This is a genomic window from Arthrobacter sp. SLBN-100 (genome assembly GCF_006715305.1).
In the GTDB taxonomy this organism is placed as follows: Bacteria; Actinomycetota; Actinomycetes; order Actinomycetales; family Micrococcaceae; genus Arthrobacter.
Window position 1 is genome coordinate 3,726,212 of the sequence record NZ_VFMY01000001.1, and the last position, 23,801, is coordinate 3,750,012.

At 65.1% G+C, this 23,801-nt stretch carries 23 protein-coding genes, 2 tRNA genes and 1 riboswitch; of the genes, 12 read left to right on the forward strand and 13 right to left on the reverse strand.

Translation table 11 applies throughout. The features are described from left to right. Positions 1-52 precede the first annotated feature (52 nt). Entirely contained in the window at positions 53-985 is a 933-nt protein-coding gene (locus tag FBY31_RS17225; RefSeq protein WP_142043549.1) for a glutaminase, read from the reverse strand. Further along, positions 982-2,577 (reverse strand): PucR family transcriptional regulator, encoded by a 1,596-nt coding sequence (locus FBY31_RS17230; RefSeq protein ID WP_142043551.1) that lies wholly within the window; start codon positions 2,575-2,577, stop codon positions 982-984. Before FBY31_RS17230 ends, FBY31_RS17225 begins: the two co-directional genes overlap by 4 nt. Positions 2,578-2,958: 381 nt before the next feature. Between FBY31_RS17230 and FBY31_RS17235 the strand changes: the two genes are divergently transcribed. Continuing rightward, the gene (locus FBY31_RS17235; RefSeq protein ID WP_235013103.1) at positions 2,959-3,621 is read left to right on the forward strand and encodes a M23 family metallopeptidase; all 663 of its coding nucleotides are present in this window, start codon (positions 2,959-2,961) and stop codon (positions 3,619-3,621) included. 113 nt (positions 3,622-3,734) lie between these two features. Here the strand turns inward: FBY31_RS17235 and FBY31_RS17240 are convergent. After that, positions 3,735-3,824 (reverse strand) — tRNA-Ser (locus FBY31_RS17240). A 366-nt stretch (positions 3,825-4,190) separates the two neighbouring features. Here FBY31_RS17240 and FBY31_RS17245 point away from each other — a divergent pair. The 4 genes from FBY31_RS17245 to FBY31_RS17260 all read left to right on the forward strand — a co-directional run bounded on the left by FBY31_RS17245 (position 4,191) and on the right by FBY31_RS17260 (position 8,791). Next, entirely contained in the window at positions 4,191-5,972 is a 1,782-nt protein-coding gene (locus FBY31_RS17245) for an HNH endonuclease signature motif containing protein (protein ID WP_142043553.1), read from the forward strand. Between the two features lie 258 nt (positions 5,973-6,230). Then, the gene (locus FBY31_RS17250) at positions 6,231-7,289 is read left to right on the forward strand and encodes a zinc-dependent alcohol dehydrogenase (RefSeq protein ID WP_142043555.1); all 1,059 of its coding nucleotides are present in this window, start codon (positions 6,231-6,233) and stop codon (positions 7,287-7,289) included. A 4-nt stretch (positions 7,290-7,293) separates the two neighbouring features. Next, entirely contained in the window at positions 7,294-7,692 is a 399-nt protein-coding gene (locus FBY31_RS17255) for a 6-pyruvoyl trahydropterin synthase family protein (protein WP_142043557.1), read from the forward strand. 4 nt (positions 7,693-7,696) lie between these two features. After that, complete coding sequence (locus FBY31_RS17260; RefSeq protein ID WP_142043560.1) at positions 7,697-8,791, forward strand: glycosyltransferase family 4 protein; 1,095 nt, start codon at positions 7,697-7,699, stop codon at positions 8,789-8,791. A gap of 15 nt (positions 8,792-8,806) precedes the next feature. Here FBY31_RS17260 and FBY31_RS17265 read toward each other — a convergent pair whose 3' ends face one another. Next, positions 8,807-9,313 (reverse strand): nucleoside deaminase, encoded by a 507-nt coding sequence (locus FBY31_RS17265; RefSeq protein WP_142043562.1) that lies wholly within the window; start codon positions 9,311-9,313, stop codon positions 8,807-8,809. 61 nt (positions 9,314-9,374) lie between these two features. On the opposite strand from FBY31_RS17265, the gene FBY31_RS17270 reads away from it, so the two are divergent. The 4 genes from FBY31_RS17270 (at position 9,375) to FBY31_RS17285 (ending at position 12,088) form a co-directional block, all read left to right on the forward strand. After that, positions 9,375-10,223, forward strand: a complete 849-nt coding sequence (locus tag FBY31_RS17270; protein ID WP_142043564.1) for a phosphatase PAP2 family protein — start codon at positions 9,375-9,377, stop codon at positions 10,221-10,223. Between the two features lie 41 nt (positions 10,224-10,264). Then, the gene (gene upp / locus FBY31_RS17275) at positions 10,265-10,900 is read left to right on the forward strand and encodes a uracil phosphoribosyltransferase (RefSeq protein WP_142043566.1); all 636 of its coding nucleotides are present in this window, start codon (positions 10,265-10,267) and stop codon (positions 10,898-10,900) included. A 45-nt stretch (positions 10,901-10,945) separates the two neighbouring features. Further along, positions 10,946-11,320 carry a glyoxalase superfamily protein gene (locus FBY31_RS17280; protein WP_142043568.1) on the forward strand — a complete coding sequence of 125 codons (375 nt, stop codon included), beginning with the start codon at positions 10,946-10,948 and terminating at the stop codon, positions 11,318-11,320. A gap of 90 nt (positions 11,321-11,410) precedes the next feature. Beyond that, positions 11,411-12,088, forward strand: a complete 678-nt coding sequence (locus FBY31_RS17285; RefSeq protein WP_235013104.1) for an HAD-IA family hydrolase — start codon at positions 11,411-11,413, stop codon at positions 12,086-12,088. Between the two features lie 17 nt (positions 12,089-12,105). Here the strand turns inward: FBY31_RS17285 and FBY31_RS17290 are convergent, their stop codons facing one another. The 3 genes from FBY31_RS17290 to FBY31_RS17300 form a co-directional block, all read right to left on the reverse strand. Beyond that, complete coding sequence (locus tag FBY31_RS17290; RefSeq protein WP_142043572.1) at positions 12,106-12,831, reverse strand: hypothetical protein; 726 nt, start codon at positions 12,829-12,831, stop codon at positions 12,106-12,108. Between the two features lie 5 nt (positions 12,832-12,836). Then, positions 12,837-12,981: riboswitch (cyclic di-AMP (ydaO/yuaA leader) on the reverse strand. A gap of 109 nt (positions 12,982-13,090) precedes the next feature. Further along, complete coding sequence (locus FBY31_RS17295) at positions 13,091-14,617, reverse strand: HAMP domain-containing sensor histidine kinase (protein ID WP_200833389.1); 1,527 nt, start codon at positions 14,615-14,617, stop codon at positions 13,091-13,093. 7 nt (positions 14,618-14,624) lie between these two features. Then, positions 14,625-15,365 (reverse strand): response regulator transcription factor, encoded by a 741-nt coding sequence (locus tag FBY31_RS17300; RefSeq protein ID WP_142043576.1) that lies wholly within the window; start codon positions 15,363-15,365, stop codon positions 14,625-14,627. A 131-nt stretch (positions 15,366-15,496) separates the two neighbouring features. Here FBY31_RS17300 and FBY31_RS22845 point away from each other — a divergent pair, with 131 nt between their 5' ends. The 3 genes from FBY31_RS22845 to FBY31_RS17310 all read left to right on the forward strand — a co-directional run bounded on the left by FBY31_RS22845 (position 15,497) and on the right by FBY31_RS17310 (position 17,772). After that, positions 15,497-15,652 (forward strand): hypothetical protein, encoded by a 156-nt coding sequence (locus FBY31_RS22845; RefSeq protein WP_160142476.1) that lies wholly within the window; start codon positions 15,497-15,499, stop codon positions 15,650-15,652. Positions 15,653-16,080: 428 nt separating this feature from the next. After that, positions 16,081-16,947 carry a winged helix-turn-helix domain-containing protein gene (locus FBY31_RS17305; RefSeq protein ID WP_142043578.1) on the forward strand — a complete coding sequence of 289 codons (867 nt, stop codon included), beginning with the start codon at positions 16,081-16,083 and terminating at the stop codon, positions 16,945-16,947. A gap of 297 nt (positions 16,948-17,244) precedes the next feature. Then, entirely contained in the window at positions 17,245-17,772 is a 528-nt protein-coding gene (locus FBY31_RS17310) for a SixA phosphatase family protein (RefSeq protein ID WP_142043580.1), read from the forward strand. Between the two features lie 6 nt (positions 17,773-17,778). On the opposite strand, the gene FBY31_RS17315 is transcribed toward FBY31_RS17310, so the two are convergent. From FBY31_RS17315 to FBY31_RS17335, 6 genes are all read right to left on the reverse strand, one after another. Continuing rightward, positions 17,779-18,453, reverse strand: coding sequence for a hypothetical protein (locus tag FBY31_RS17315; RefSeq protein ID WP_235013105.1), 675 nt, complete (start codon positions 18,451-18,453; stop codon positions 17,779-17,781). Between the two features lie 8 nt (positions 18,454-18,461). Then, positions 18,462-19,130 carry a TetR/AcrR family transcriptional regulator gene (locus FBY31_RS17320; RefSeq protein ID WP_142043582.1) on the reverse strand — a complete coding sequence of 223 codons (669 nt, stop codon included), beginning with the start codon at positions 19,128-19,130 and terminating at the stop codon, positions 18,462-18,464. Continuing rightward, on the reverse strand, positions 19,127-21,163 hold the full coding sequence (locus FBY31_RS17325; RefSeq protein ID WP_142043584.1) for a YhgE/Pip family protein: 2,037 nt from the start codon (positions 21,161-21,163) through the stop codon (positions 19,127-19,129). The genes FBY31_RS17320 and FBY31_RS17325 overlap by 4 nt, the downstream gene beginning before the upstream one ends. Then, positions 21,160-21,891 (reverse strand): ABC transporter ATP-binding protein, encoded by a 732-nt coding sequence (locus FBY31_RS22850; protein WP_160142477.1) that lies wholly within the window; start codon positions 21,889-21,891, stop codon positions 21,160-21,162. Before FBY31_RS22850 ends, FBY31_RS17325 begins: the two co-directional genes overlap by 4 nt. A gap of 67 nt (positions 21,892-21,958) precedes the next feature. After that, positions 21,959-23,410 (reverse strand): dihydrolipoyl dehydrogenase family protein, encoded by a 1,452-nt coding sequence (locus FBY31_RS17330; protein WP_442858217.1) that lies wholly within the window; start codon positions 23,408-23,410, stop codon positions 21,959-21,961. Between the two features lie 118 nt (positions 23,411-23,528). Further along, positions 23,529-23,602, reverse strand: a tRNA-Arg gene (locus FBY31_RS17335). Positions 23,603-23,801 lie beyond the last annotated feature (199 nt).

The following is a 23,801-nucleotide window of genomic DNA, read 5'->3' on the forward strand; positions in this document are numbered from 1 at the left end:
AGATCTGACTGGGGTGGGGGCAACGTTTGGGGATTTTCGGACGGCGGCAGCGTTAGAAGACGGACCAGCCGGTGCGGTCGGAAAGGTCGGCGAGGGCGGCAGTTCCGGCGAGGGAATTACCCTTGGCGTCCAGCCGCGGACTCCACACGCAAATGGCGCACTCACCCGGAACGATGACCAGGATGCCGCCGCCCACACCGCTCTTGCCGGGAAGGCCCACCCGGTACGCGAACTCTCCGGCGGCGTCGTACATGCCGCACGTCAGCATGATGGAGCCGACGCGTTTGGCGGCGCTGGGGGACAGGACCGGCCCCAGCCTTCCCTGGCCTTCCCGGGCCAGGAAGAGTCCGGCTTGGGCGAGCTCAACGCAGCTCATCATGATGGCGCATTGCCGGACGTAGTTCTCCACCACTGATTCCGCCGTCTGCTTCAGGTTGCCGAAATCCTTCAGGAAGTGGGCCAGCGCCAGATTCCGGCTGCTGCCCGAAAGCTCACTGGCCGCTGCCGCTTCATCGATGAATGGACCGGTGCTGCCCGCCTCTGCGGTGAGGAACCGCAGAAGCTGCGTGGCGGCGTCGGACGTTTCTTCCATGAGGTGGTCCGTGACCACCAGGGCGCCGGCGTTGATGAAGGGGTTCCGCGGGATTCCGTGTTCCACCTCCAGCTGGACCAGCGAGTTGAACGCGGTCCCGGATGGTTCACGCAGGACACGTGACCACAGTGTTCCGGTGGCGTCGCGTTGGAGCGCCATGGCCAGCGTAAAGACCTTGGAGATGCTCTGGATGGAGAATGGCACATCAGCGTCGCCGGACCTGAAGACCTGCCCGGAAGTGGTGGCCACGGCAATCCCGAACTTGTCGAAGGGGACGTTTGCCAGGAATGGGATGTTCGCCGGGACGGACCCGGATTCCCGCTGCGGCCGGTGGCTGCTGACGAGGTCGTCGAGGAGGGGGCCGAGCGGCGGCGCCTCAAGTGCTGTGGTCATTTCCTGCCCGATTGTTGTGTGGATTTTCCCGCCCGTTCATGTATGTGGAGCAAGGCCACCAGCGAGTCCCGGGGGTTGCCAAAGTCCAGGCCGGTCACCCTGGACGCCTTGCTGATCCGGTAGTAGACCGTGTTCTTGTGCAGCTTCATCCGCTGGGCGCATTCGGCAACATCAAGGGAAGATTCGAAGTACATCCGCAGCGTTTCCGCCAGCTCAGCGTCCTCCCGCAGGAGGGCCGAAAGACTGCGGTGGCGGAAAGTCGAGGACGCGAAGTTCTGCACCGCCTCGCGGAAAAGGATCTCCCCTTCGAAGTCGTCCACCATGGCCACAGGGGTTTGCGTGGACGTGCCAGCACAGTTCAAGAGCGCCTCAGTGATACGGGTGATGGAGTGGATGGACAACAGGTCCGGGACTACGGGGCCGACGGCGGCAAACGGGTTGATGCCCAGGTGCTTGCGCGCATCCCGCACAATGGACTCGGCCAGGCCCCTGAGTCCTGATTCCGCTGCTGCGGACTGCAGGCCCGGGACAATCACGGCGGTGTCGCCCTTGAACTGCCCCACAATTGCCGAGGCCTTGTAAGCGGCCGCGTGGATGGACGCCAGGTTGGCAAGCTCGCCGTGCTTCAGGGCGGCGTCATCGGCCTGGGCTTCCGCATCCGATATTCCGATCAGGATCAGCGCGGCCGGGCGTTCTGCGGGGATCTTCTCGCTGTGCGCGCTGGCTGCTGCCTCCGCCGGGCCTGAGAGGATCCGCGCAATACGGTCTTCGCGCATGTGCACTGATTGTTGGTTGCGGTAACGGATCAGCTCGGCGGAGGTCCGGGCGGCCGAACCTGTCAGCACATGGTCGACGTCGGGGCCGAAGCCGTCGCCGGTTTCCTGCAGCCAGATGTAGCCCATGATCCGGTCCCCGGCGAAGAGGGTGATGGCTACCCGTTCCCGCAACCCGTCCTGGGGCCTTGCCGGTACGCGCACCGGGAGTCGCGTTCCGTGGAGTTCGCGGTAGGCGCCCAGGTCCTTCAGCAGCAGCTCGTATTTCCGGGGACCCCGGCGGGCCAGGATGGAGGCTTTCCGAAGCTCATCAATGTCATTGGAGACCGTGGAGTATGCCAGGACCTTGTTGGCGGCGTCCTCGATCACCACATGGCTCGACGTGAGCCGGGCCGTGGTCTGCGCGATGGCAAAGAGGTCTTCTTCCAGCAGCGTCAGGACTTCACTCTGGTAGCTGGGAGGTTGGATTCTATCCTTGGCGATGGACAACAGGCGGTCCCAGTCCGCAGCCGGGTTCACGACGAGCAAGCCGGTCCCGGCACCGCGCAGCAGCTCTTCGGCTTCGGAGAGCTCTTCACGGCTTCCCTTGACGGCGACCACCGGCGGCGGGTGCTGCAGGAGCCGTCGCAACGCGGGCAAAGCCGACCTCCCGCGGACGCCGATCAAGAGGACAAAGGCGCCGTCGCCGTCGGAGGTCTCATCCTCTGCATCCGCGATCAGGAAACGTTCGATCGTGGAGCCGTTCGCCGGCCGGAGGATGAGGCTTGCGAACCCCAGGGGGAGATCCGAGAGGATGTCGTCCACCGTCACCGCGGTCATGGGTTCCTTCCGGGTCGATCGGGCCGGACGGCTCTGTCCGGTCAGCTCATGGTATCCAGCCATGATCCCGGAAAATTTGTGAGGAAACCCCAATTCGGTGGTGGTTTTTCGGTTCGTTGTCCAAGCCGGCAGGTTGGATCTTCCCCTATGCCGGAGTCGCTGGTGACCGGCGGGCAGTTAGAGCCACCACGGCCACCAGCCCCGGCACCAGCGGCATTCGAGGCACGGGCAGGTACCACCCCGCTGAGTCGAGCGGGTTAGCGAGCGTCCGGCTGGAGAACCTCGAGACGGACCTTAGACCGCCAGCCCCCGCCATCGAGGCGTCACGCGCCGCCGTCGACGTCGTCAAGGGTCTAGTTTTGGTGAAGTGCGGGCATGAGAATGAAACGCATGATCCCGGTTCCAAATAACCGCGGTGCCACCGTGTTGAAATACCCGCTGACGGGTAGGTTCCGTGCGCGAAATAGCCCAGCACGGCGGGTGCCAAGTCATGGCACGGATTTGATGGGAACGACCTTCGCCATCGACTTCATCCCCGTGGATCTTCATGGGCGATCAGCTGCCTGGAACTGGCGGGCAGTTGTAGCGAAGGAACCACCGGAAAGGTTCATCGGATTCGGTGCGGCTGTAGTGGCGCCCAGCGCCGGCACCGTGGTCATCGCTCACGACGGTGAACCCGATCACGAGGCTCGAAGATCGCAACTCACGCTCTTTTCATACATGGCGGGGCAGGCACAGCGCATTCAGCGCGGTGCCGGCGCGATAGCCGGCAACCATGTCGTAATAGCCCTGGGCGATGACGGGCCGTTCGTATTGATCGCCCACTTGCGCATGGGTTCGGTCTGCGTCGACGTCGGTGAAGTTGTCGAAACCGGCCAGCTCATCGGTCAGTGTGGGAACTCAGGGAACAGCACGCAACCGCATGTGCATGTCCAAGTCACCGACAGCATTCAATGGTCGCGGGCGCACGGAATGCCCATCGCATTTGAGACTCCAACGGGCATTGAGCTTCCATCCGAGTCACAAATCATCATCGCGTCCTGAGCAGAAGCATCTGCATTCCTTGCAGCGTGCTGCTGCCTTACTGCACCGCCCTTTCCTGGCACAGCAGAAGGCCCCGGTTCCCTTTGCTACAAGGGAACCGGGGCCTTCTCATTTGGCGGTGACGGTGGGATTTGAACCCACGTTGGCTTTTACACCAAACAACATTTCGAGTGTTGCACCTTCGGCCGCTCGGACACGTCACCAACCTCAATAGGGTACCGGAGCGAGGCGCCCAACCCCAAAACGGGCTGACGGGAGAAACTTGTGGCATCTTCTCCAGCGCCCTCTTCCCGTTTCTTATCGGGACCGATGCCGGTAAGCGGGCCGGCGCGATCCTGAGCAGACCGGATTGGCTTTAGTCCGTGGACTCCCGGGCCGCCACTCCAAAAAATTTTGAAGAATTTTACGGGGGACTGGCTCAGGGGCCCGGTTTTGTCAGACCCCCGCACAATGATGGAGGTATGGAAACCGATCCGGTGGTGGTGCAGGCGGAGGAAGCCTCTTGTGCCTCGATTGCTGCCTGTTCGGAGGCGCCCGGTTTTGTCAGACCTCCACACGATGATGGAGGCATGGAATTGAACCCGGCGGTGGTGCAGGCGGAGCGAGCGGTTGATGCTTCGGTCGCTGCGTTTACGGCTGCACTGGGCGGCGAAAGTTCTGCCGCTTCCGAGGGCGCTGTCCCTGGCGGGCCCGACGATGATCCGTTGCAGCGCTTGGTTGATGCGGCGTTGGATGTTCTGGCCGGGGTGGCGAGGTCGGAGGCGAAAATCGCGGCGGTGAAGGCGCTGGCGGTGGCGGTCCTGGCCGGGGCCACGAAGGCGCTGAACGGTCCGGCTTCGTCGCCGCAGGAAGCGACGGCGCAGGACCGGGGTCTGGTGGCCGAGGTCGGGTGTGCGCTGGCGATTGGTGACCGGGCGGCCGGGGCGTTGCTGGCTGAATCCCATGCTTTGACCACGTCTTTGCCGCGGTCGTTGGCGGCGTTGCAGTCCGGGACGATGTCCTGGGCCCATGCCCGGACCATGGTGGACCAGACGTCCTGCCTTGACCGCGCCGCGGCGGGCGCGCTGGAGGCGCACTTCCTGGACCCGGACGCGCCGGGCGCGGCCCGTGGGTGCCCGATCGGGGAGATGCCGGCGTACCGGTTCAAGGCCAGGGCCCGGGGGTGGCGGGAACGCCACCACCCTGAAAGCCTGGAAAAACGCCATGCCAAGAGTGTGGCGGACCGGCGGGTGGAGTTCTGGCCGGACAACGACGGGATGGCCTGGGTCGCCGCGATGCTGCCCGCGGACCAGGCTTCGGCGATCCGCAACAGGCTCACAGCTATCGCACGGGGGATGCAGGGCCCGAACGAGCCCCGCACCATGCCGGAGTTGTGCGCTGACATCTTCTCCGACGGACTCCTCAACACCGGGGCCGGGATCAGGGCTGGAAACAGTCCCCGGGGTACCGGTACCGGTACCCCCGGCGGCGATACTGGCGGCGAAAACAGTATCGGCAACCGCGAGGGCAACAGTTCCGAAAACGGCGAGGGCAACAGTTCCGAAAGCGGCGAGGCACACAGTTCCGGCGGCGGGGAGGGAACAGCAGCCGACGGATCGTCGTCGTCGGGGATTCGTGCGCAGGTGCTGGTCACCGTGCCCGTGTTCTCGCTGATGGGCCTGACCGATGAACCGGCGGTGCTGGACGGGTACGGACCCATCCCGCCCTCCATGGCACGCAAGCTCGTCTCTGAAGGCGCCGGCTCGTTCTACCGGGTCCTGGTGGACCCGCGCGACGGGGCGCCGCTGGAAATCGGACGCGCCAGCTACCGGGTGGGCAAGGCGATGAGGAACTGGCTCAGGTTGCGGGACGGCAAATGCCCGTTCCCCGGCTGCAACAACCCTTCTTTGGACAACGAAGCCGACCACATCCTCGCCTGGCACAAAGGCGGCACCACCGGGGTATCGAACCTGGGACAGCCCTGCCCGAAGCACCACAGGATGCGGCACACCGGCGGCTGGAAACCCACCCCGGCCACCAAAACCGCACCACCGGGCTGGGCCTCACCCAACGGCCGGCACTACAAAAGCGAACACCAGGACTGGGAACCACCCCACTGGCCAGAACAAGCTGTGCCGGAAAGCATCCGCGCCTTTGATGATCTTTTGGAACTGTGGCCATCTGCCGATGACCCTTCTGCTGCCTGGAGTCCGCCGGACGAGTCGCCTTTCCACGAAGAATTTCCGCAAAATGAGGTTCCCGAAGACACCTTTGCCGACTGGTTCCTGCCCGGATACCGCCCGCCCCAAGACCCGCTCCCGGCAGACCTCTCGCGGGAGATGGCTCGCGAGGCAGCCACAGGCATCACCTGAAGCATCTTCATCACGTGAAGCATCCTGAATAGATTGCCGTGGAAATCGAATGTGGCCGGGGTCGAGCGTGCCCGGGGATTGAGTGCGCCGGGGATTGAGCGTGCCGTGCGGGCCGGGCGCCTGTCGGCATCAAGCGTGCCGTACGGGCCGGGCCTCTCGGTGCGGATCAAGCGTGCCGGGCGGCCAAGCAGTCGCAACGCGGGATGACGGCTGCCCAACTTTCCCCAGCGCACGCTGGCCGCTAGATTCATCAGCAAGATGACTAATTCACGCACGCCAATTCATGCAACGGCTTACTGGACTACAGCCCGGGAGCACGGTGAGCTCCGGCTTGAGCAGCTGCCCCCGCGGGGCAATGGTGAGGTCCTGGTCCGCACCCTGTACTCGGGTATCAGCAAGGGCACCGAGATGGTGGTCCACCACGGTTCGGTCCCGCCCCGCGTGGCAGAAGAGATGCGGGCCCCCCGTCAGGAGGGCCACTTCCCCGGTCCAGTGAAGTTCGGCTATCTTTCTGTGGGCGTTGTGGAAGAGGGGCCGGCGGAGTGGATAGGCCAGCGCGTATTCTGCCTGAACCCGCATCAGGACCGGTACGTGGTGGCGTTGGATGCCCTCACCAAGATTCCGGACAATGTGCCGTCCCCGCGTGCGGTTCTGACCGGAACAGTGGAAACAGCGGTCAACGCCCTGTGGGAGGCCGGTCCGCGTCTCGGTGATCGCGTCGCCGTCGTTGGTGCAGGCCTCGTGGGCGGGATGGTTGCCACGCTGCTGAGGACCTTTCCGCTGCAGCGACTCCAGCTCGTGGACCTGGATCCGGGACGGAAACAGCTGGCAGACACCCTGGGTGTGGAGTTCACCCACCCGGACGGCGCCCTCGCCGATTGCGACATCGTGTTTCACTGTTCGGCTTCCCAGGAAGGGCTGGAGCGCAGCCTGCAGCTCGTCGGCGATGAGGGCGACGTCATCGAGATGTCCTGGTACGCCAACAAGGAGGTCACGCTGCCGCTGGGAGAGGACTTCCACGCCCGCCGCCTGTCCATCAGGGCCAGCCAGGTAGGGGTAGTGGCGCGGGCGCGGCGGCATCGCAGGACCAACGCGGACCGCCTGGACCTGGCCGTATCGCTCCTGGCAGATCCGGTGTTCGATGCGTTCCTGACGGGATCGTCGCCGTTCGCCGAACTGCCGGACGTGGTCCAGGAGCTGGCAGACGGGACCCTGGACGCACTGTGCCACGTCATCGAGTACCCCCAGGACGAAAACTCCCAGGAAGCCAACACCAAAAGCCCAGTCCGCCAAGCAGCCCCCGAAGACCAGAGGTAGCCAAATGTTCAGCCTGACTGTCCGCCGCCATTTCATGATCGCCCACAGCCTTCCCCGGGAGGCTTTCGGCCCTGCCCAGGCCCTGCACGGGGCCACGTTCGTCGCGGAGGTGGCTTTCCGCCGTCGGACGCTCAATGACAACGCAATCGTTTTGGACATCGGCGCGGCGGGAACCATCATCGAGGAGGTGTTGGCCGGCCTGAACTACCGCAACCTGGACGAGCACCCGGATTTCGAAGGCAAGCTGAGCACCACCGAGGTCCTGGCGGAGTACATTGCCCACTGCGTGGCGGAAAAGCTGAAGGATGACCACGACGGCGTCCAGCTCGCCGGGATCGACGTCACCCTGCGGGAGAACCCCGACGCCTGGGCAACATACTCGTTGGACCTTCCCGCCGCCTGATCCCATGCGCCCCCTTCGGCTGCTCGTGCCCGCCAACATCCGCCATAACTCCGGCGGCAACGTCTACAACGCCCGGTTGGCGGCGGGTCTGCGGGCTTTGGGTGCCGAAGTAGAGGTGCTCCCCGTCGAAGGTTCCTGGCCGGAGTCCAGTGCAAAAGAACGACGGCGGCTGGGCAGCCTTATCGGCGCTTGGGAACCGGAAGCGGGACCAGGGGCCGCAGTGGCCATCGTGGACGGGCTCGTCGCCGTCGGCGTCCCCGACGAGCTGGAATACGCGGCAAAGGCAGGGCGGGAAACATGGGTCCTGGTGCACATGCCAGTGCCCGAAGAGTCGGGTGCCGAATCCTTGGAACGCGAGGCGCGGGCCCTTCGCGCGGCATCGGGAGTGATCTGCACCAGCAGTTGGGCGGCCGACATCCTGTCAACACGGCATGGGCTGCGGGGGCTGCGCGTCGCCCTGCCGGGGACTGACAGCGCGCGGCTGGCGCAAGGCTCGGTTACGCCACACATCATTACCGTGGCCGCGCTGCTGCCTAACAAGGACCAGGTGCTGGTGGTCGAAGCCCTGGCCCGCATCCAGGAACTCGCCTGGACGGCATCCCTGGTGGGTTCGGACGAGGCGGACCCGGACTATGCAGGGCGGGTGCGTGCAGTTGTGGCCGCAAACGGGCTGGGGGGACGGCTGCGGATAACCGGTGAACTAAAGGGCAAGGCTCTCGAAGACGAATGGAACCGCGCAGACCTCAACGTCCTGGTTTCCAGGGCCGAGGCCTTTGGCATGGTGGTCACGGAATCGCTGGCACACGGAATCCCCGTAGCGGTGCGTGCGGGGACCGGCGCTGTGGAGGCCCTGAGTTTTGCGGCACCGGATAAAGGCGAAGGAGGACGGCTGCCCGGAACAGCAGTGCATTTTCCGGGAATTGATGCTCCGGAAAACCCTGCCCTGCTGGCTGGGGTGCTGCGGGACTGGCTGCAGGACGGCAGTACGCGGGACTCCTGGCGGGCGGCAGCCCTGGAGACAAGCAACAGGCTGCCAGGGTGGGACCAGGCGGCCGCGCTTGTGCTGGATGCAGTGTCCAATACCGCAAGCTCAAAATAGCCCCGCATAAACCCACTAGGTCCGCGAGCGGTGCCCCACAAAAAAGTCCCGCAGCAGCCCGCCGCATTCCGCTTCGCGCACCCCCGCGTAAACCTCAACCCAGTGATTGAGCCGGCGCTCGCGGAGGACGTCGAACACCGAACCGGCGGCGCCGGCCTTCTCGTCCCACGCCCCAAAAACCACGCGGGGAATCCGCGCCAGGACTATCGCACCTGCACACATGGCGCATGGTTCCAGCGTTACCACCAAAGTGCAGTCTTCCAGCCGCCAGCCGTCTCCGCCGCCGCCGTCGGCCATCCGCAGCTCCTTCAGCCGTGTGGCCGCCTGCCGGATGGCGACCACCTCGGCATGGGCGGTGGGGTCTCCCAGCTCCTCCCGCTGGTTCCGCCCCGAACCCAGCACACCGCCGTCGGGCCCTATCACCACCGCACCGATCGGCACATCCTCCGTCACGAGGGCACGGCGTGCCTCCGCCAGGGCAAGGCCCATCCACGCGTCGTGATTCTTTTCTGCGGAGACCATGGCTCAATGATAGTTTCGAAGAATACCGAGAGCCCGTGACGTCCATCCGCCGGGAGGCATAATGAGCACCGTTAGAGACCGCGTGGAGACATGGATCAAGCCGTATGCCGCAATGTGGCTGACCATGATCATCGGTGGGGCTTTGGTGCTCACCCTGGCCCTGCTCGGCGCCGAGGTCTACGCGAATGTGGTGGATGACGAAGGGCTGGCAAGCCTTGATATTCCTGCCCTGGAATACTCGCAGACCCTGCGGACTCCGGAGTTGGACGCCTTCGCCACCAGTTTCACCAACGTGGGCGGCGGAATCGGCATGCCCATCGTCGCCAGCATTCTCACCGCGTGGCTGACATTTCTGAGCCGGACCTGGCGTCCCATCGTCCTGGTGGGCGGTGCAGCAATGGTTTCCACCCTCGCCACGACCCTCGGCAAGCGGCTGGTAGGCAGGACCCGTCCCGACCACTCAGAGGCAGTGCCGCCTTACGAGTCAACGCCGTCCTTTCCGAGCGGGCACACCCTGAATACCACCGTGGTGATTGGCGTCCTGCTCTACATCATGTGCCTGCAGTTCCAGATGCTGTGGGCCAGGATCACAGCTATCACGGCGGGTGTCATCTTTATCATCGCCATGGGACTAAGCCGCGTCTTCCTGGGGCACCACTGGCTCACGGATGTGATGGCAGGGTGGCTCCTCGGGCTCGCCTGGGTGTGCATGGTGATCCTGGCCCACCGGCTGTTCCATCTCATCCGGAAGCGGGAGCACGCCGGGCCAGCCCCCACGTTCGAGCATCCAGTCATCCGCGAGGACCACACCGGCGAGACTCAGCAGGGCACGGACACCTCGGCCGGGTTCGACGGCGGCACATCAGGAAGGAGCGACGGCGGCTCCTCCCGGTCCGGCGCAGGCGGCTGACGGCAGGAATTCGCGCAACAACCGGGTGGTAGTTTTGACCCATGCGCACTCTCGTTGTGGACCACCCCCTGGTCGCCCATAAGCTCACCGTCCTCCGGGACAAGAACACCCCGTCCCCGGTCTTCCGGCAGCTGACGGAAGAGCTGGTCACCCTGCTCGCTTATGAGGCCACCCGCGAAGTCCGCACCGAACCCGTTACCATCGAAACTCCGGTCAGCACCACCGTGGGTACCGCGTTCACCAAGCCCACACCGCTGGTGGTCCCCATCCTGCGCGCCGGCCTGGGGATGCTCGAGGGCATGACCAAACTCGTCCCCACCGCGGAAGTCGGTTTCCTCGGCATGGCCCGCGACGAGGAAACCCTGGACATCATCACCTATGCCGAACGCCTCCCGGAAGACCTCACGGACCGGCAAATCTTCGTCCTGGACCCCATGCTGGCCACCGGCGGGACCCTGCGCGAAGCCATCAAGTTCCTCTTCAGGCGCGGCGCCTCCGACGTGACCTGCATCTGCCTCCTGGCCGCCCCGGAAGGACTGGCCAAGCTGGAGGAAGAACTCTCCGGCGCGAACGTCACCATCGTCCTGGCCTCCATCGATGAAAAGCTCAACGCGAAGTCGTACATCGTTCCCGGTCTCGGGGACGCGGGCGACAGGCTTTACGGCATCGCGGGGTAGCGCTCAACCCTTTTCCATTCCCCGTCCCGCCGCTAGCCTGTGTGGATGGACTGGAAACTGGAACTTGTGTTTGTCCCTGTATCGGACGTGGACCGCGCCAAGGATTTCTACGTCAACAAGGTGGGATTCAATGCGGACTTCGATGAGCGGCCCTCGGACTCCATCCGCTTTGTCCAGCTGACGCCCCGCGGCTCAGCCTGTTCGATCTGCATCGGGGAAGGGCTGATCGACGCGCCTCCCGGCACCGGCTCGAATCTCCAGCTGGTTGTCAATGACATCCACGCGGCCCACCAGTACCTGAAAAACAACGGGGTGGACGTCAGCGACGTGGACGTGCAGGCCTGGGGCCACTTCGTCTATTTTGCTGATCCCGACGGCAACAGGTGGGCGGTCCAATACATCCCGGGCCGCGAAAGCTGACCCGCGCCGGGCCAGTACGGCTCAGGGGTGGCGTCCGGGATCCGCGGCCTAAGATCAGGCCGCCCGGGATCCTGGGGCAGAATGGGGACCATGAATGTTTCGGCCCCTGCAGCAATCCGGACCCTGACCTGCAGTGCCGTCCTCTTTGACATGGACGGCACCCTGGTCGATTCCACTGCGGTGGTGGAGCAGGTGTGGGGTGAGTTTGCGGCGCGCTACGGACTGGACCTCGGTGAGATTCTCCGGACATCGCACGGCGTCCAGGCGCGCGATACAGTCACCCGGTTTGCTCCCGCCGGTGCCGACGTGACGGCACTTACGGCGGAACTCGGGGCGATGGAACGCGTCCGAACGGACGGCATCGTGCCCCTGCCCGGCGCCGCCCGGCTGCTGGCAGACCTGCCGGCGGAGGCCGTTGCCCTGGTCACGTCGGCCGACCGCATCCTGGCCGAAATCCGCATGAACGCCGCCGGGCTGCCCATGCCAGCCATAGCGGTGACCGCTGAACTGGTGACCCGTGGCAAGCCGGATCCAGAGGGATACCTGAAGGCCGCGGCTAACCTTGGCGTGGATCCCGTTGACGTCGTGGTCTTCGAAGACGCTCCGGCGGGAATCGCCGCAGGAGTGGCCGCCGGCATCCGGACTGTGGCGGTGGGATCCAACACCGGCCCGCTGCCCGCCGGCGTACTTCACATCCAGGACTACAGCGCGGTCGCCGTCGAAACCGGCAAGGACGACGGCCGGACGGTCATTTCCTTCCGGCTTTAAGGTCCGCCACTACGCGCCTAGTACCAGTTGTTGGACAGGTGGAAGTTCAGCGCGCCACAAGGGGACTGGTAGCGCTCCTGGATGTAGTTCAGGCCCCAGTTGATCTGCGTGCGGTAGTTGGTGAGGTAGTCCGGACCGGCGCTTGCCATCTTTTCAGCGGGCAGGGACTGGACGATGCCGTACGCGCCACTGCTTGCGTTGGTGGCCGTGGTGGTCCAGTCGGACTCCTTGGTCCAGAGGGTCTGCAGGCACTGCATCTGGTCCGGAGCCCAGCCGTAGCTGCCAAGCTGGCCGGCGGCGTAAGCCTGGGCACCGGCGGGGTCATTAACCGCGACGACGGGTGCCGGCTCAGGAGCGGCAGCAGGCGCGGGGGCGGGCTCGGGAGCCGGTGCCGGTTCGGGAGCGGCCGCCGGTGCCGGCTCGGGAGCGGGAGCCGGTGCCGGCTCTGCCGCCTGCGGGGCCACCGCGATCTCCTCGGCGGCGGGAGCGGGCGCCGGGTTGGCCCGGATTTCGCTCTTCTCAATGCTCAGGTTGGAGTGCGCCTCAGCGGCTTGGGTTTCGGTGGCGGCAACCCGGATGCTGGACTCGGTAGCCTGTCCGGCCGCCCCGACTCCTACGAGGAGTGCAGCGGATGCGGCAAGTACGGCCGCGCGCTTACCGACAGAAGGGAATTTCCCGGTTTCCGGTGCGGACTGCGGTGCAGACTCGTTTTTCGGGCGTGGCTGTGCCAGGAATTTGAACATGATGAATCGCCTCTCACACCTGCGGAGTTAGCTGTCGGGTTCGGATGAGGGCATCCGGCCAGACGGAAAGATCACGTGCTGGCTTAACCCCAAGGGCAATCAGTGCCCGGGACGGTGGGTCCCCCGCCTCTGCCTTGGTTCAAGAGAAATCCGGGAAGTGGCAGAGCTTGGCGTCATCCGGATATACGGCCCGAACGGGAACCGTACCTAAACGACGGTACAGGAATTCAAAGCACAAGTCACATTTTGGTAACAGAGATCACGATGACGGCGCGTCGCCTTGCTGCAAAGGCCCCCGGATAGGCAGCTGCAGGGCGAACTGTGTGCGTCCCGGCTGTGACGTCACCGTTACCTTTCCTCCATGCGCCTCGATAATGGACTCCACGATGGACAGCCCAAGACCGCTCGTACCCTCCGTTGCTGACGCACCCGACTGGTCTCCTGCGACCTTTCGAGCCGCGTCTGCGCGGGCGAAGCGTGAAAAGACGTTGTCCACGAATTCTGCAGGGATCCCGCCGCCGTCGTCCGTTACCGTTACTGCCGCTGCCCCTTCAGGAGACTTGCCTACGCCTGTGACCACCGTGGTCCCCGGGGGAGTGTGCTTGCGTGCGTTGGACAGCAGGTTCATCAGGACCTGGCGCAGCTGGGAGGCGTCACCGTTGACCACGACGGGCTCGTCAGGAAGCTCCAGCCGCCAGATATGGCCCGGCGCCATCACCTTTTCGTCGCTGACGCACTCAATGACCAGTTGCGTCAGGTCCGCCGCGCTGAGCTTGAGCGGCTGCCCCTCATCGAGCCGTGCCAGCAGCAGCAGGTCTTCCACCAGGGCGGTCATCCGCTCCGACTGGCTCTGCACGCGGGCCAGCGATTTTTGGCCATCGGGAGTGAAGTCCTCCGTCATCCGCATCAGTTCCGTATAGCCGCGGATCGCCGTCAGTGGAGTGCGCAGTTCGTGCGAGGCGTCGGCCACGAACTGCCGCACCTTGGTTTCGCTCCTCTGCCGCGCCTGCAGCGCGTAGGCCACGTTGTCCAGCATGAGGTTGAGCGCGTGGCCCACGCTGCCCACTTCCGTTCCCGGGTTGGAGTTCGACGGCGGCACCCGCACCGCCAGTGCCACCTCGCCGGCGTCCAGCGGCAGCTGTGAAACGCGGGTGGCTACCTCTGACAGCTGCTCGAGGGGCTTCATGGTGCGGCGGATCAGCACGGTCCCCACCAGTCCGATGAGCAGCAGGCCGCCCAGGGAGACGAACACAAAGGTCCACACCAGGGAGGTGAGTGTGCTCTCCTTGGCAGCAAGGGGGAGTCCGGTCACCAGCACATCCCCGAAATTCGTCTTAACGGCTATCAACCGGTAATCGCCGTTGGAGAGGGTACGGTCCACTGGCTGCGCATCCGTGGCCAGGGCCAGCAGGGCCTGCTTGTCCTCGGCAGACAACGCCGAACGGGTGGTGTCCGGCGCCAGGAACCCGGCGCTGTTAACCTGCCCATTGAGGATACGCGCGTTCAGGGTTCCTACGCTCTGGCCGCGGGCGTCCAGCGGGTCCCTTCCGTTGAAACCGCCCATGGGCGGGCGGCCGGGATCGTTCGACCGTTCCGCGGCCTGGCTGAGCTGTCCGTCGAGTTGGCGGGTGAGGAATGCGTCCATTGAGGCATAGCTGACCACGCCCACCGCGCCGCAGATGGCGATCAGCAGGGCCATGGCAAGGAGGATCAGGCGGGTGCGCAGGTGCCAGGTGCCGGGCTTGAGCCAGCTCCGGGGATGGGGCGCAACCTGTTGCGAGGCCATGGTGCGCCTACTCAGCAGGCTTGATGACGTATCCGGCGCCGCGCACCGTGTGGATCATGGGCGGGTGCACGGCATCCACCTTCTTGCGCAGGTAGGAGATATACAGCTCCACGATGTTGGCCTGGCCGCCGAAGTCGTAGTCCCAGACGCGGTCCAGGATCTGCGCCTTGCTGATCACCCGCTTGGGGTTTTCCATCAAATAACGGAGCAATTCGAATTGGGTGGCCGTGAGCTGGAGTTCCTCGCCCGCCCGGGTCACCTCCCGGGTGTCCACGTTCAGGACCAGGTCGCCCACCACCAGTTCAGCCGTATCCATGGCGGCCACCCCGGAACGCTGGACCAGGCGGTGCAGCCGCAGGAGGACTTCCTCCATACTGAACGGCTTGGTGACGTAATCGTCGCCGCCGGCTGCCAGGCCCACGATCCGGTCCTGCACAGCGTCCTTGGCGGTCAGGAACAATGCCGGGACCTCGGGCGCGAAGGCGCGGATCCTTGCCAGCAGCTCAACGCCGTCGAACCCAGGCAGCATGACGTCGAGAACCAGGACGTCCGGGCGGAAGTCCTTGGCCAGTTTCACTGCCTCGGGCCCGTCGGCTGCAACGGCAACGGACCAGCCCGCCATACGCAGTCCCATGCTCATGAGTTCTGAGAGGCTCGGCTCGTCGTCCACCACCAGGGCCCGGATGGGGGAACCGTCCGGGTGGGCGAGTTGGGGGAGGTTGTTTGTCATGGAGTGCTGTGTGGCCATGGAACAACTCTCCGATCACTCGTTTAGCCCGGGCTTTGGGATTCCTGTGTCCTGGCTGTGAATCCCAGCCTAGCGAGCTGGGTGTCAAAAGCGGCCTGCGGGGGCTTTTGGATGCGGCCTGGAGGGGCCGAATGATCCTTCTTGCCGGACTTGCCGGACTTGCCGGACTTGCCGGACATGCCGGTCATGAGATGGAAGACGGGCGGAATTTTCTCCGTAGCGACGGCATGTCGCTGGACAGCGATGCCCTCGCGCAGGGGCGATTTTGGTATTGCCCGCGTATTTGAAGAAAAAGAGCCTAAGCGGAGGTGCAGCCGAATTAAGTTCCCTGGATGGGCCTTCTGAGGACAGGAAGCGGGATAATGAATGGCATTCTGGCAGCACTCAAGAATCGTGATCTACACCACAAAAGCTGATTTTGTCTCAGAATGCGGACTAATTGATCCATTGTTACTTGCAAGTTCGCATTGTTACGCTGCACACTTCCATTGTGAACAAGAACTCAACAGCACCTGCAGCCGCAGACTATTGGCCCAGCACATCCGCTGCTGCCGACATGGGCTGTTGTCGAATGTACGCCTGACCTTCCCACCCCTCGAAGATCTCCAGGCATTCGCCCCCCAGCCCAGCGTAGGGCGTCCCTCCCCAGTTTTTCATTGCGGGGAACCCAGCATTCGAGCCGCGATGACGGCCATTCACATTGAGGTAAGCAAACATGACAGTTGCATCCGGCTACGTCCACATCTCTGTCCGTAACGCCGCCAAGGCTGGCCAGCCCTCCGGCCTCCGCCCCGGCTTCGCACCGCGCCCGTCCCTTGCGCCAACAGCTCCCGGAAGCAGCTTCCCCGCCTCTGGATACGCACCCCAGGGCTACAACCCCAACTCTTACGGCCAGCTCCGTGCCGTCACCCCGGCCGAATCCGCGCCGGTGACTGCTCCCACGCCCGTCGTGGCGGGGCCCAGCACCGTCCGCCCGGTGGCCAACGACAACGTGGCCCGCGGCTTCGTCCTCTACATGGGCATTGATGAGGAAACTGCGGCTGCCGCCGGTACCTCCATCGCCAAGCTCGCCCAGGAGATCCGCGCCTACGCCCAGTCCCTGGTGTCCGGAGCCGAGAGCTACGCCGCTGTTGCCGTGGCTCCCGCCGGCACGCCCGGCTCAGCGCTCGACGTCGTCCGTTCCACCTTCGGGGACCCCACCGTCAACACCCGGCAGCGCACCGAAACCCCCCGCCCGCAGCAGCCCCAGGAGCCGCGTCCATCGGGCGTCCTGATCGACCTCGCCCGCCGCGAAGTACACCTGGACGGCGAATCCCTGAACCTGACCTTCAAGGAGTTCGAACTCCTGAACTACCTCGTGGAAAACGGGACCCGCACGGTGGGCCGTGACGAACTGCTCGAAGGCCTGTGGCGCAACGCCGAAGAAGTGCCCAACGAGCGCACCATCGACGTCCACATCCGCCGCCTCCGCTCCAAGCTGGGCCGTCTAGCCAACACCGTGCGCACCGTCCGGGGCCAAGGCTACCGGTTCTACGAGCACCCCGAAGTTGTTGTCTGGGCCGCTCCGGAATACTCGATCTAGCTCCTACTTCAGCACCGCCAGAAGGCGGCACGATCCCTCTGCGCCTGCGCTCGTACCTCACGCAACAACGGCGCTATCGGGATGTGCCGCCTTCTGTCGTTCAGCCCCGGCTCTCCAACCATTAGCCTCCGCGGCTGGTTGAAGTCTGGTCGCGTGTCACTCGGAGCTTGCTTTTGGCACTTGGTCCTGCTGAGGCCTGATTTTTCGCGGGATCTTTACTCGGAGCTCGTAAAAGCGTGCTCGGCGTGACGTTGTCGGGCTGCCACTGGCCGGTTTGGCTGGCTATAGGCTTGGGCCATGAGTGAGCACCATCTTCGACGCCTTGTGATCATGCGCCACGCAAAGGCGGACTGGCCGGGCGGGGTGGCTGACCATGAGCGTCCCCTGGAGGAACGGGGCCACCGTGAGGCGCCGCTGGCCGGGCGGTGGCTGCTGAAGCACAACATCGTGCCCGACTTCATCCTGTGCTCCAGCGCCCTTCGCACCCGGCAGACCTGCACCTGGGTGTGCTCCGAACTGGGGGACAAGGCACCCACACCCAAGCTTGAGGACGGCCTTTACGCTGCCTCCGCGCTCCGGATGCTCACCGTGGTGAACCATGTCCCGGACACGGTCACAACGCTGATGCTGATCGCGCACCTGCCAGGGGTGCAGGACCTTGCAATGCACCTGGCCTCACGCGACTCCGATCACGACGCCTACATGGACGCCGCCACGAGGTACCCCACCAGCGCCCTCGCCGTTCTCGAAACCGAGAAATCGTGGGCGGAGCTGGACGGACAGGACGCGCGGATCACGAAATTCAAGGTGCCGCGGGCGCACTGAGCGGGTTTACTTCTTCGGGGCCGGACGTCGCGGAGGCTGCCCCGCCGAACCTTGGCGGTTGGCACTTTGACCTGCCGCGCTCTGCCGGGCGGCACTTTGGCTTTGGGGCACCTGCCGGGCGGACGACGTCGGCTGCCGCACCTGCGTGCGTCCCGCTGAGGAGGTGCGGGGCTGCGAACCTGCCGCCCCGGACTGGCGCCGCACAGGCGCCCCTGGCCGTGCACCGTTTCCGCTCCGGGAGGAGGCCCGCCCAGGAGCAGCCCGCCCAGGAGCAGCCCGCGCGATAAGACGTTGAGGGGCCGGCCAGACGGCGCCGACGAAGAGCGCGGCCAGCGCCGTCAGCAGCGAGAGTGCGGCCAGGAAGAAGTAGTTATCGGGGTCGTCGGTGGGCAGCGGGGTACCGAACAGCGACGACTCATCGGTGAACGCCAGCTCCCAGGTGCTCAGGAAGGCGAGCGATCCCGCAATGGTGAGGCTGGTGGACAGGCCGGCGAGCGCCAGCATCACGTACCGCCGCCGGCGAAGGATTTCCATGATGCACGCGATGCAGGCCAGCCCCAGCACGCCAAGGAACGCCACGAACACGGGTTCGGCCAGTGTCATGCCCGTGAGGACCAGGAGCCCCGCAGCCACGATGCCGGTGATGACGGCAAACTTTCCGCTGTTCCCCATATGACGCATGTGCACCATCATCCCTGAGGTGGGGTCTCCTTCCGGACGTAGCCGCGCATGATCGCCATGATTGCTGCAACACTTTGGTCGCGGGTCCGCTCCGGGTTGTACGTCTGCCGGTCCAGGCCCACCACAAAGCAGGCACCAAAGATGGCCGTCTCCAGGCTGCCACGCGGGACGTTCGGATCCACCGGGTAGACCCGGGCAACCTTTTCCACCGCTTCGCCAATGACTTCCAGGAGTTCGGCGCGCAGGAGGGTAAAGGTCCCCTGCCATTCGCTGGGCGTCCGCCAGTTCTCACTGACCCACAACCGGGCGAAAGACGGGTATTCCGCCATGAAGTCCATGGCCTGCCCGATCATGTCTTCCATGGCCAGCAAGGGATCGGCGGGAGCTGCAGCGCCCGCGTCTTCCGGTGCCCCCAGCAGCCGACCTTTGAGGATATCGACGCCGTGCCGCAGCAGCTGCGCGATGAGGTCCGATTTGCTGCCGAAGTTGTAGTAGACCGTCCCCTTGGACACTCCCGCGGCTGCTGCGATCTCATCAACGGTCACCCCCGCCGCGCCCCGCTCACCGATCAGCTCCATCGAGGCATCGAAGAGCTTCTGCCGGGTGGCTGTGGTCCGGGCAGGGCGCAGTTTCTTCGCCTGCTCCGGCTCCGCTGGTTCCGGCTGGGTGGAAGTCATACTGCGATCTCTGGTTGCAGCGTCTTCAGGGTCCAGAATTTCCCCTTGCGAACCGCCAGCGTGGACATCGCCAGCCCCAGGGCCGTGTAGCCGAGGAGGCCCAGCACTGTCGGGACGATCATCGACAGGTCGGCGCCGTAGATCAGATGGCGCATTCCGGTCACCACGTAGCCCATGGGCAGGATCTCGTGCACCACGTGCAGGGGCTGCGGCGTGGTCTGCCAGGGGAACGTGCCGCCGGAGGAAACAAGCTGCAGCACCAGCAGGATCAGCACCACCAGCTTGCCGGGGGAGCCCAGCAGTGCCACGATTCCCTGGATGATTGCGCTGAAGGCCATGGCGGCCGCCAGCATAAAGAGCCACATCAGGACCGGATGGGCGGCATCCAGGCCCAGCGCGAGGTTAACCACCAGGGTGAGGATGGTGGCCTGTGCAACGGAGACCGCGAAGAAGGGCAGCCAGCCTCCGAGGGCGATCTTCCACGACCGCGCATTGGAGGCCAAAGCCCGCTGGGTGAGCGGCCGCATGGCCTGGACCAGCATAAAGACGCCGATCCACAGAGCCAGGGTAAGGAAGAACGGTGCCAGCCCGGCGCCGTAGGACCCGGCTTTCGCCTGCGACACGTTGCTGACCGCGACGGGATCGGCGATCACCCGGGACAGGTTGCTCTTCTGGGTGTCATCAGGGTTCGGAACCTGCCCCGCGCCCTTGCCGAGCTCGTCCGCCAGGGTCCGGGAACCGTCCGCGGCCGTGCCCGCTCCCTGTTCGAGCTGCGCGGCGCCGTCGTCCACCTTGTGTGCCCCCTGGGCCAGGGCGGCGGCGCCGTCCACGGCTGCCTGCTCGCCGGTGGCCAGTGTTGCCGCGCCAGTGTGGAGCTGGTCGGCAGCCCCGGAAGCCTGGAGAATGGCTTCCTTCAATGCCGGGGTGCCGGCGGCAAGCTGGGCCGCGCCCACGCTGACGGCTTCCGAACCGTCCGCCAGCTGCTGGATCTGGGCAGCGTCGGTCTGGATCTTCGTTTTGGCAGCCGCCATGGGGCTTGAGCCGGCCACCGAGTCGAAGTCGGCCAGGATGCTGTCAGCCTGGGCCTGGGTGAGCACGCCGGCGGCGATGAGCCTGGTGTTTGACTCCACCACCCGGGTGCGGAGGCCCTGGTCGGCTGCCTCGAGTTGCGCCGTCACGTCTTGGATCCTGGTATTCAGCTGGGCGTTGCCCGCAGCCACCTGCGCGGCGCCTGCCGCCAAGGTCTGCGAATCGCTGGGCAAGGTGGCCGTCTTGTCCTTCAGGACCGAGAGTCCACTGCTCAGCTGGCCGGCGCCGTCGGTCAGCTGGTTGGCGCCGTCGCGCAGCTTAAGCTGCCCGGCGTAGAGCTCGTCGGCTCCGCTGGCCAGGCCGGTGGTTCCGTCGTGCAGTGCAGCCGTCCCGTCCCGGAGGGCGGCCACACCGTCGGCGACCTGGCCAGCGCCGTCGGCTGCTTTGACCATCTGCGTGTGGATAGTGCCAAAGCCGGTGAGCAGCTGGTTGGCGGTCTCTTCGCCAACGTCTGCGGCGACGGTGCTGTGCACCGACGTAGTCAGCTTGTCCACGATCGTGCTCAGCAGGTAGTTGTTTGCGTCATTAGTGGTGACGTTGAGCATGGCCTGGCTGGCGGAATCAAAGCTGCCGGGGGAGACGAGGTGGGCGGAGAAGTCCTCCGGGATCTTCAGCGCGAAAGCGTACTTGCCGCTGCTGACCCCTTTATCGGCCTCCTGCGCGCTCGCCACCGGGATCCAGTGGAAGACATTGCCCTCGACCAGGCTGTCGGCAACCTTTGAGCCGGCCTGGAGTCCGGTGCCGTCGCTGGCGGTGGCACCGGCGTCCTCAACCACCAAGGCCGCATCGATCTGATCCAGGTTGCCGTAGGGATCCCAGTTGGCGTAGAGGTACACCGCGCCGTACAGCAGGGGGACCATGGTGAGGGCGAGGATGGTCAGCTTGGGCAACAGCCCGCCGGTCATCCGCTTGAGTTCTGAGCGGGCCAGCCGCAGTACAGTCACTTGGCATCCTCGGTCTTGAGTTCAAATTCCTGGGCATCCACGTGGCTCACCCTCGCCGCGTGGACTTCGTTGGAGCCTTCTTCGTTGGGGCCTTCTTCGTTGGGGCCTTCTGCATTGCCGATGCTGGCGAAGGAACCGGACCACGACGGCGGCAGGGCGCCCACGGTGGCCACGACGGCGAGCGGCCGCCCGGCGTCGGTGGCAAGCCGCTCCAGGCGCGGCAGCCAGCTGGCGGTGCGGGCGGTGTGCCGGTCGGGGGAGTCCACCACCAGCAGGTCCGTGTGCGGATTGGCGAGCGCCAGGGCTGTCAGGAGCTCCAGCCTGCGCAAGGGGTCCAGCTGCTCGATCCACTGATCCGCGATGTCCTCAAAGCTGTTCACCTTGAGCCATGGGTTGCTGAGCAGGGCGCCGCGGTAGCGACGGGGAATCAGGGCCAGGTCCTCTGTCACCAGGTCACGGACACTGAGGTGGCGCTCGGGCTCATTGACGCCGGGAGCGTCCACGAGGGCACCGGCCATCCGCACCCGCCTGATCCCGCGGTTGCCGTCCCAGCTGACAGATCCGCTGGTGGCCTTCATCCGGCCGCTGAGTACCAGCGCCAGCGCCGTGCGGTGGTCCTGCCGTTCCCCGGCTACGAGTGTCAGTCCGCCGCGGCTGACGTGAAGCGAAGTGGCCGGAAGCAGGGGGTCGCGGCGGCCGCGGACATGGAGCTGCTGAGCTGAGAGCAAGAAGGGCCTTTCGCAGAAAATTGCTCCACCCAGTGTATCTAAACTGACTAGTCAGTTCAAATAGTTGTCATAGTCCGTACTTTTCGAGGAGGCGCAGCCAGACTTCGCTGATGGTGGGGAACGAAGGAACGGCATGCCACAGCCGGTCCAGCGGCACTTCGCCCACCACTGCGATGGTCGCTGCGTGCAGGAGCTCGGCTACACCCGGTCCGGCGAAGGTGGCTCCAAGCAGGACCTTGCGGTCCTCATCAATCACCACCTGGGCCCAGCCCTCGTAGTTCTCGGAATGGAGTGCGGACCCTGACACCTGGATGGGAAGTTCCACGGAGGAGGCGTTGTAGCCGTCCTTTTGCGCAGCCTCCAGGGTGCGGCCCACGGCGGCGAGTTCCGGATCGGTGAAGACAACACTTGGCACGGCGTGCTCGTTGGCGGTCTGGGCGAAGCGGCTCCAATCCTGGGCGACGCCAGCCAGTTCTCCCTTGGCGCGGGCGGCGATAGCGTCTCCGGTGGCCCGGGCCTCGTACTTTCCCTGGTGCGTATACAGGTTCTTGCCGGCAGCATCGCCCACGGCATAGAGCCAGGGCTCCTCTCCGGGAGGCCCTTCAACCAGGCCCGAATTGTCTGCCGTGAGTTTCAGGTGCCCTGACTCGTCGGGCTCGAAGCCCACGCTTTCCAGCCCGAGTCCTTCCAGGGCGGGATGGCGGCCTGTGGCAACCAGGACCTTGTCCGCTGCCACGCTGGAACCGTCACCAAGCTGCAGGCTGAGCGTGCCGTCGTCGTTCTCCCTGATGCTGTCCGTGGCGGTGTTGAGCCGGATCTCCACGCCGTCCGCGCGCAGTCCTGCCGCAACGAGCTTGGCAGCCTCCGCCGGGAAGTTTCGCAGCAGCCCGCTGCGCGCCACAAGCGTTACGGTCGAACCCAGCCGGGCAAAGGCCTGTGCCAGTTCCGTGCCGGCGACGCCCCCGCCGAGAACCACCAGGCGGTCCGGAACCTCCTGGGCGGACGTTGCCTCCCGGGTTCCCCACACCTGGACGTCCTGAAGTCCTTTGATCGGGGGAGTGTTGGGCGCGGAACCGGTGGCCAGTACCACGGCATGGCGGGCCTTGAGCTGATAGGAGTTGCCGTCCAGCCCGGCTACCTCCACTGATTTCGGCGCGGTGAGCCAGGCGTGGCCGCGAATGAGTTCGATGCCGGTATCGTCCAGCCACTTCACCTGGCCGTCATCCTGCCAGCTGGACGTCATATAGTCCCGGAACTTCAGCACGGCTGCTGAATCGAGGGTACGTGTTACTGCTTCCTTGGCTCCGGGCAACGTTTGTGCACCGTGGAGGGCAGTGCCGGGGCGCAGCAGGGCCTTTGAGGGCATGCAGGCCCAGTAGGAGCATTCGCCGCCCACCAGTTCCGCTTCCACCACCACTGCTGTGAGCCCGCCCTGGACTACCCTGTCTGCCACGTTTTCCCCCACGGCACCTGCGCCGATCACCACCACATCAACTTCGCGCAACACTGGCTCGGGCATCATGGGGAAAGCCTACGCCGGGCGCGGCGAGGAAGATGGGCGTGGCAGCGTGGCAGCGGGCAAGTTGTCGGCACAACGCAAAAGGTCCGCACCGGCGAACCGGTGCGGACCTTGTCTGTGCGCCCAAAGGGATTCGAACCCCTGACCTTCTGTTCCGTAGACAGACGCTCTATCCAGCTGAGCTATGGGCGCATCTTCTGTTCCGGGGGAAGAACCGCTCTCCCTGAACCTCGAATTACTTTACGCGAGGGTTGGCCGCCATGCCAAATCGGCAAGCCTGTAATCTCGGCGACTAGACCGGTATAGGTGACCTTCGTCACGTAATCCACGATAATGGCAGTGAATTTCCTTGATTTTGCGCGGAAATGCGTTTCGGCAGTCCTGAAACGTC

What these genes read in the sequence shown, in the direction of transcription:
- FBY31_RS17255 (WP_142043557.1), top strand. Translation starts at nt 7,294, where the DNA reads ATGTTCAGCCTGACTGTCCGCCGCCATTTCATGATCGCCCACAGCCTT.
- FBY31_RS17225 (WP_142043549.1), bottom strand. Translation starts at nt 985, where the DNA reads ATGACCACAGCACTTGAGGCGCCGCCGCTCGGCCCCCTCCTCGACGAC.
- FBY31_RS17330 (WP_442858217.1), bottom strand. Translation starts at nt 23,410, where the DNA reads ATGCCCGAGCCAGTGTTGCGCGAAGTTGATGTGGTGGTGATCGGCGCA.
- FBY31_RS17320 (WP_142043582.1), bottom strand. Translation starts at nt 19,130, where the DNA reads ATGACTTCCACCCAGCCGGAACCAGCGGAGCCGGAGCAGGCGAAGAAA.
- FBY31_RS17280 (WP_142043568.1), top strand. Translation starts at nt 10,946, where the DNA reads ATGGACTGGAAACTGGAACTTGTGTTTGTCCCTGTATCGGACGTGGAC.
- FBY31_RS17300 (WP_142043576.1), bottom strand. Translation starts at nt 15,365, where the DNA reads ATGGCCACACAGCACTCCATGACAAACAACCTCCCCCAACTCGCCCAC.
- FBY31_RS17230 (WP_142043551.1), bottom strand. Translation starts at nt 2,577, where the DNA reads ATGACCGCGGTGACGGTGGACGACATCCTCTCGGATCTCCCCCTGGGG.
- FBY31_RS17265 (WP_142043562.1), bottom strand. Translation starts at nt 9,313, where the DNA reads ATGGTCTCCGCAGAAAAGAATCACGACGCGTGGATGGGCCTTGCCCTG.
- FBY31_RS17295 (WP_200833389.1), bottom strand. Translation starts at nt 14,617, where the DNA reads ATGGCCTCGCAACAGGTTGCGCCCCATCCCCGGAGCTGGCTCAAGCCC.
- upp (WP_142043566.1), top strand. Translation starts at nt 10,265, where the DNA reads ATGCGCACTCTCGTTGTGGACCACCCCCTGGTCGCCCATAAGCTCACC.
- FBY31_RS17245 (WP_142043553.1), top strand. Translation starts at nt 4,191, where the DNA reads ATGGAATTGAACCCGGCGGTGGTGCAGGCGGAGCGAGCGGTTGATGCT.
- FBY31_RS17250 (WP_142043555.1), top strand. Translation starts at nt 6,231, where the DNA reads ATGACTAATTCACGCACGCCAATTCATGCAACGGCTTACTGGACTACA.
- FBY31_RS17260 (WP_142043560.1), top strand. Translation starts at nt 7,697, where the DNA reads ATGCGCCCCCTTCGGCTGCTCGTGCCCGCCAACATCCGCCATAACTCC.
- FBY31_RS17290 (WP_142043572.1), bottom strand. Translation starts at nt 12,831, where the DNA reads ATGTTCAAATTCCTGGCACAGCCACGCCCGAAAAACGAGTCTGCACCG.
- FBY31_RS17315 (WP_235013105.1), bottom strand. Translation starts at nt 18,453, where the DNA reads ATGCGTCATATGGGGAACAGCGGAAAGTTTGCCGTCATCACCGGCATC.
- FBY31_RS17310 (WP_142043580.1), top strand. Translation starts at nt 17,245, where the DNA reads ATGAGTGAGCACCATCTTCGACGCCTTGTGATCATGCGCCACGCAAAG.
- FBY31_RS17235 (WP_235013103.1), top strand. Translation starts at nt 2,959, where the DNA reads ATGAAACGCATGATCCCGGTTCCAAATAACCGCGGTGCCACCGTGTTG.
- FBY31_RS22845 (WP_160142476.1), top strand. Translation starts at nt 15,497, where the DNA reads ATGATCCTTCTTGCCGGACTTGCCGGACTTGCCGGACTTGCCGGACAT.
- FBY31_RS17285 (WP_235013104.1), top strand. Translation starts at nt 11,411, where the DNA reads ATGAATGTTTCGGCCCCTGCAGCAATCCGGACCCTGACCTGCAGTGCC.
- FBY31_RS17270 (WP_142043564.1), top strand. Translation starts at nt 9,375, where the DNA reads ATGAGCACCGTTAGAGACCGCGTGGAGACATGGATCAAGCCGTATGCC.
- FBY31_RS17305 (WP_142043578.1), top strand. Translation starts at nt 16,081, where the DNA reads ATGACAGTTGCATCCGGCTACGTCCACATCTCTGTCCGTAACGCCGCC.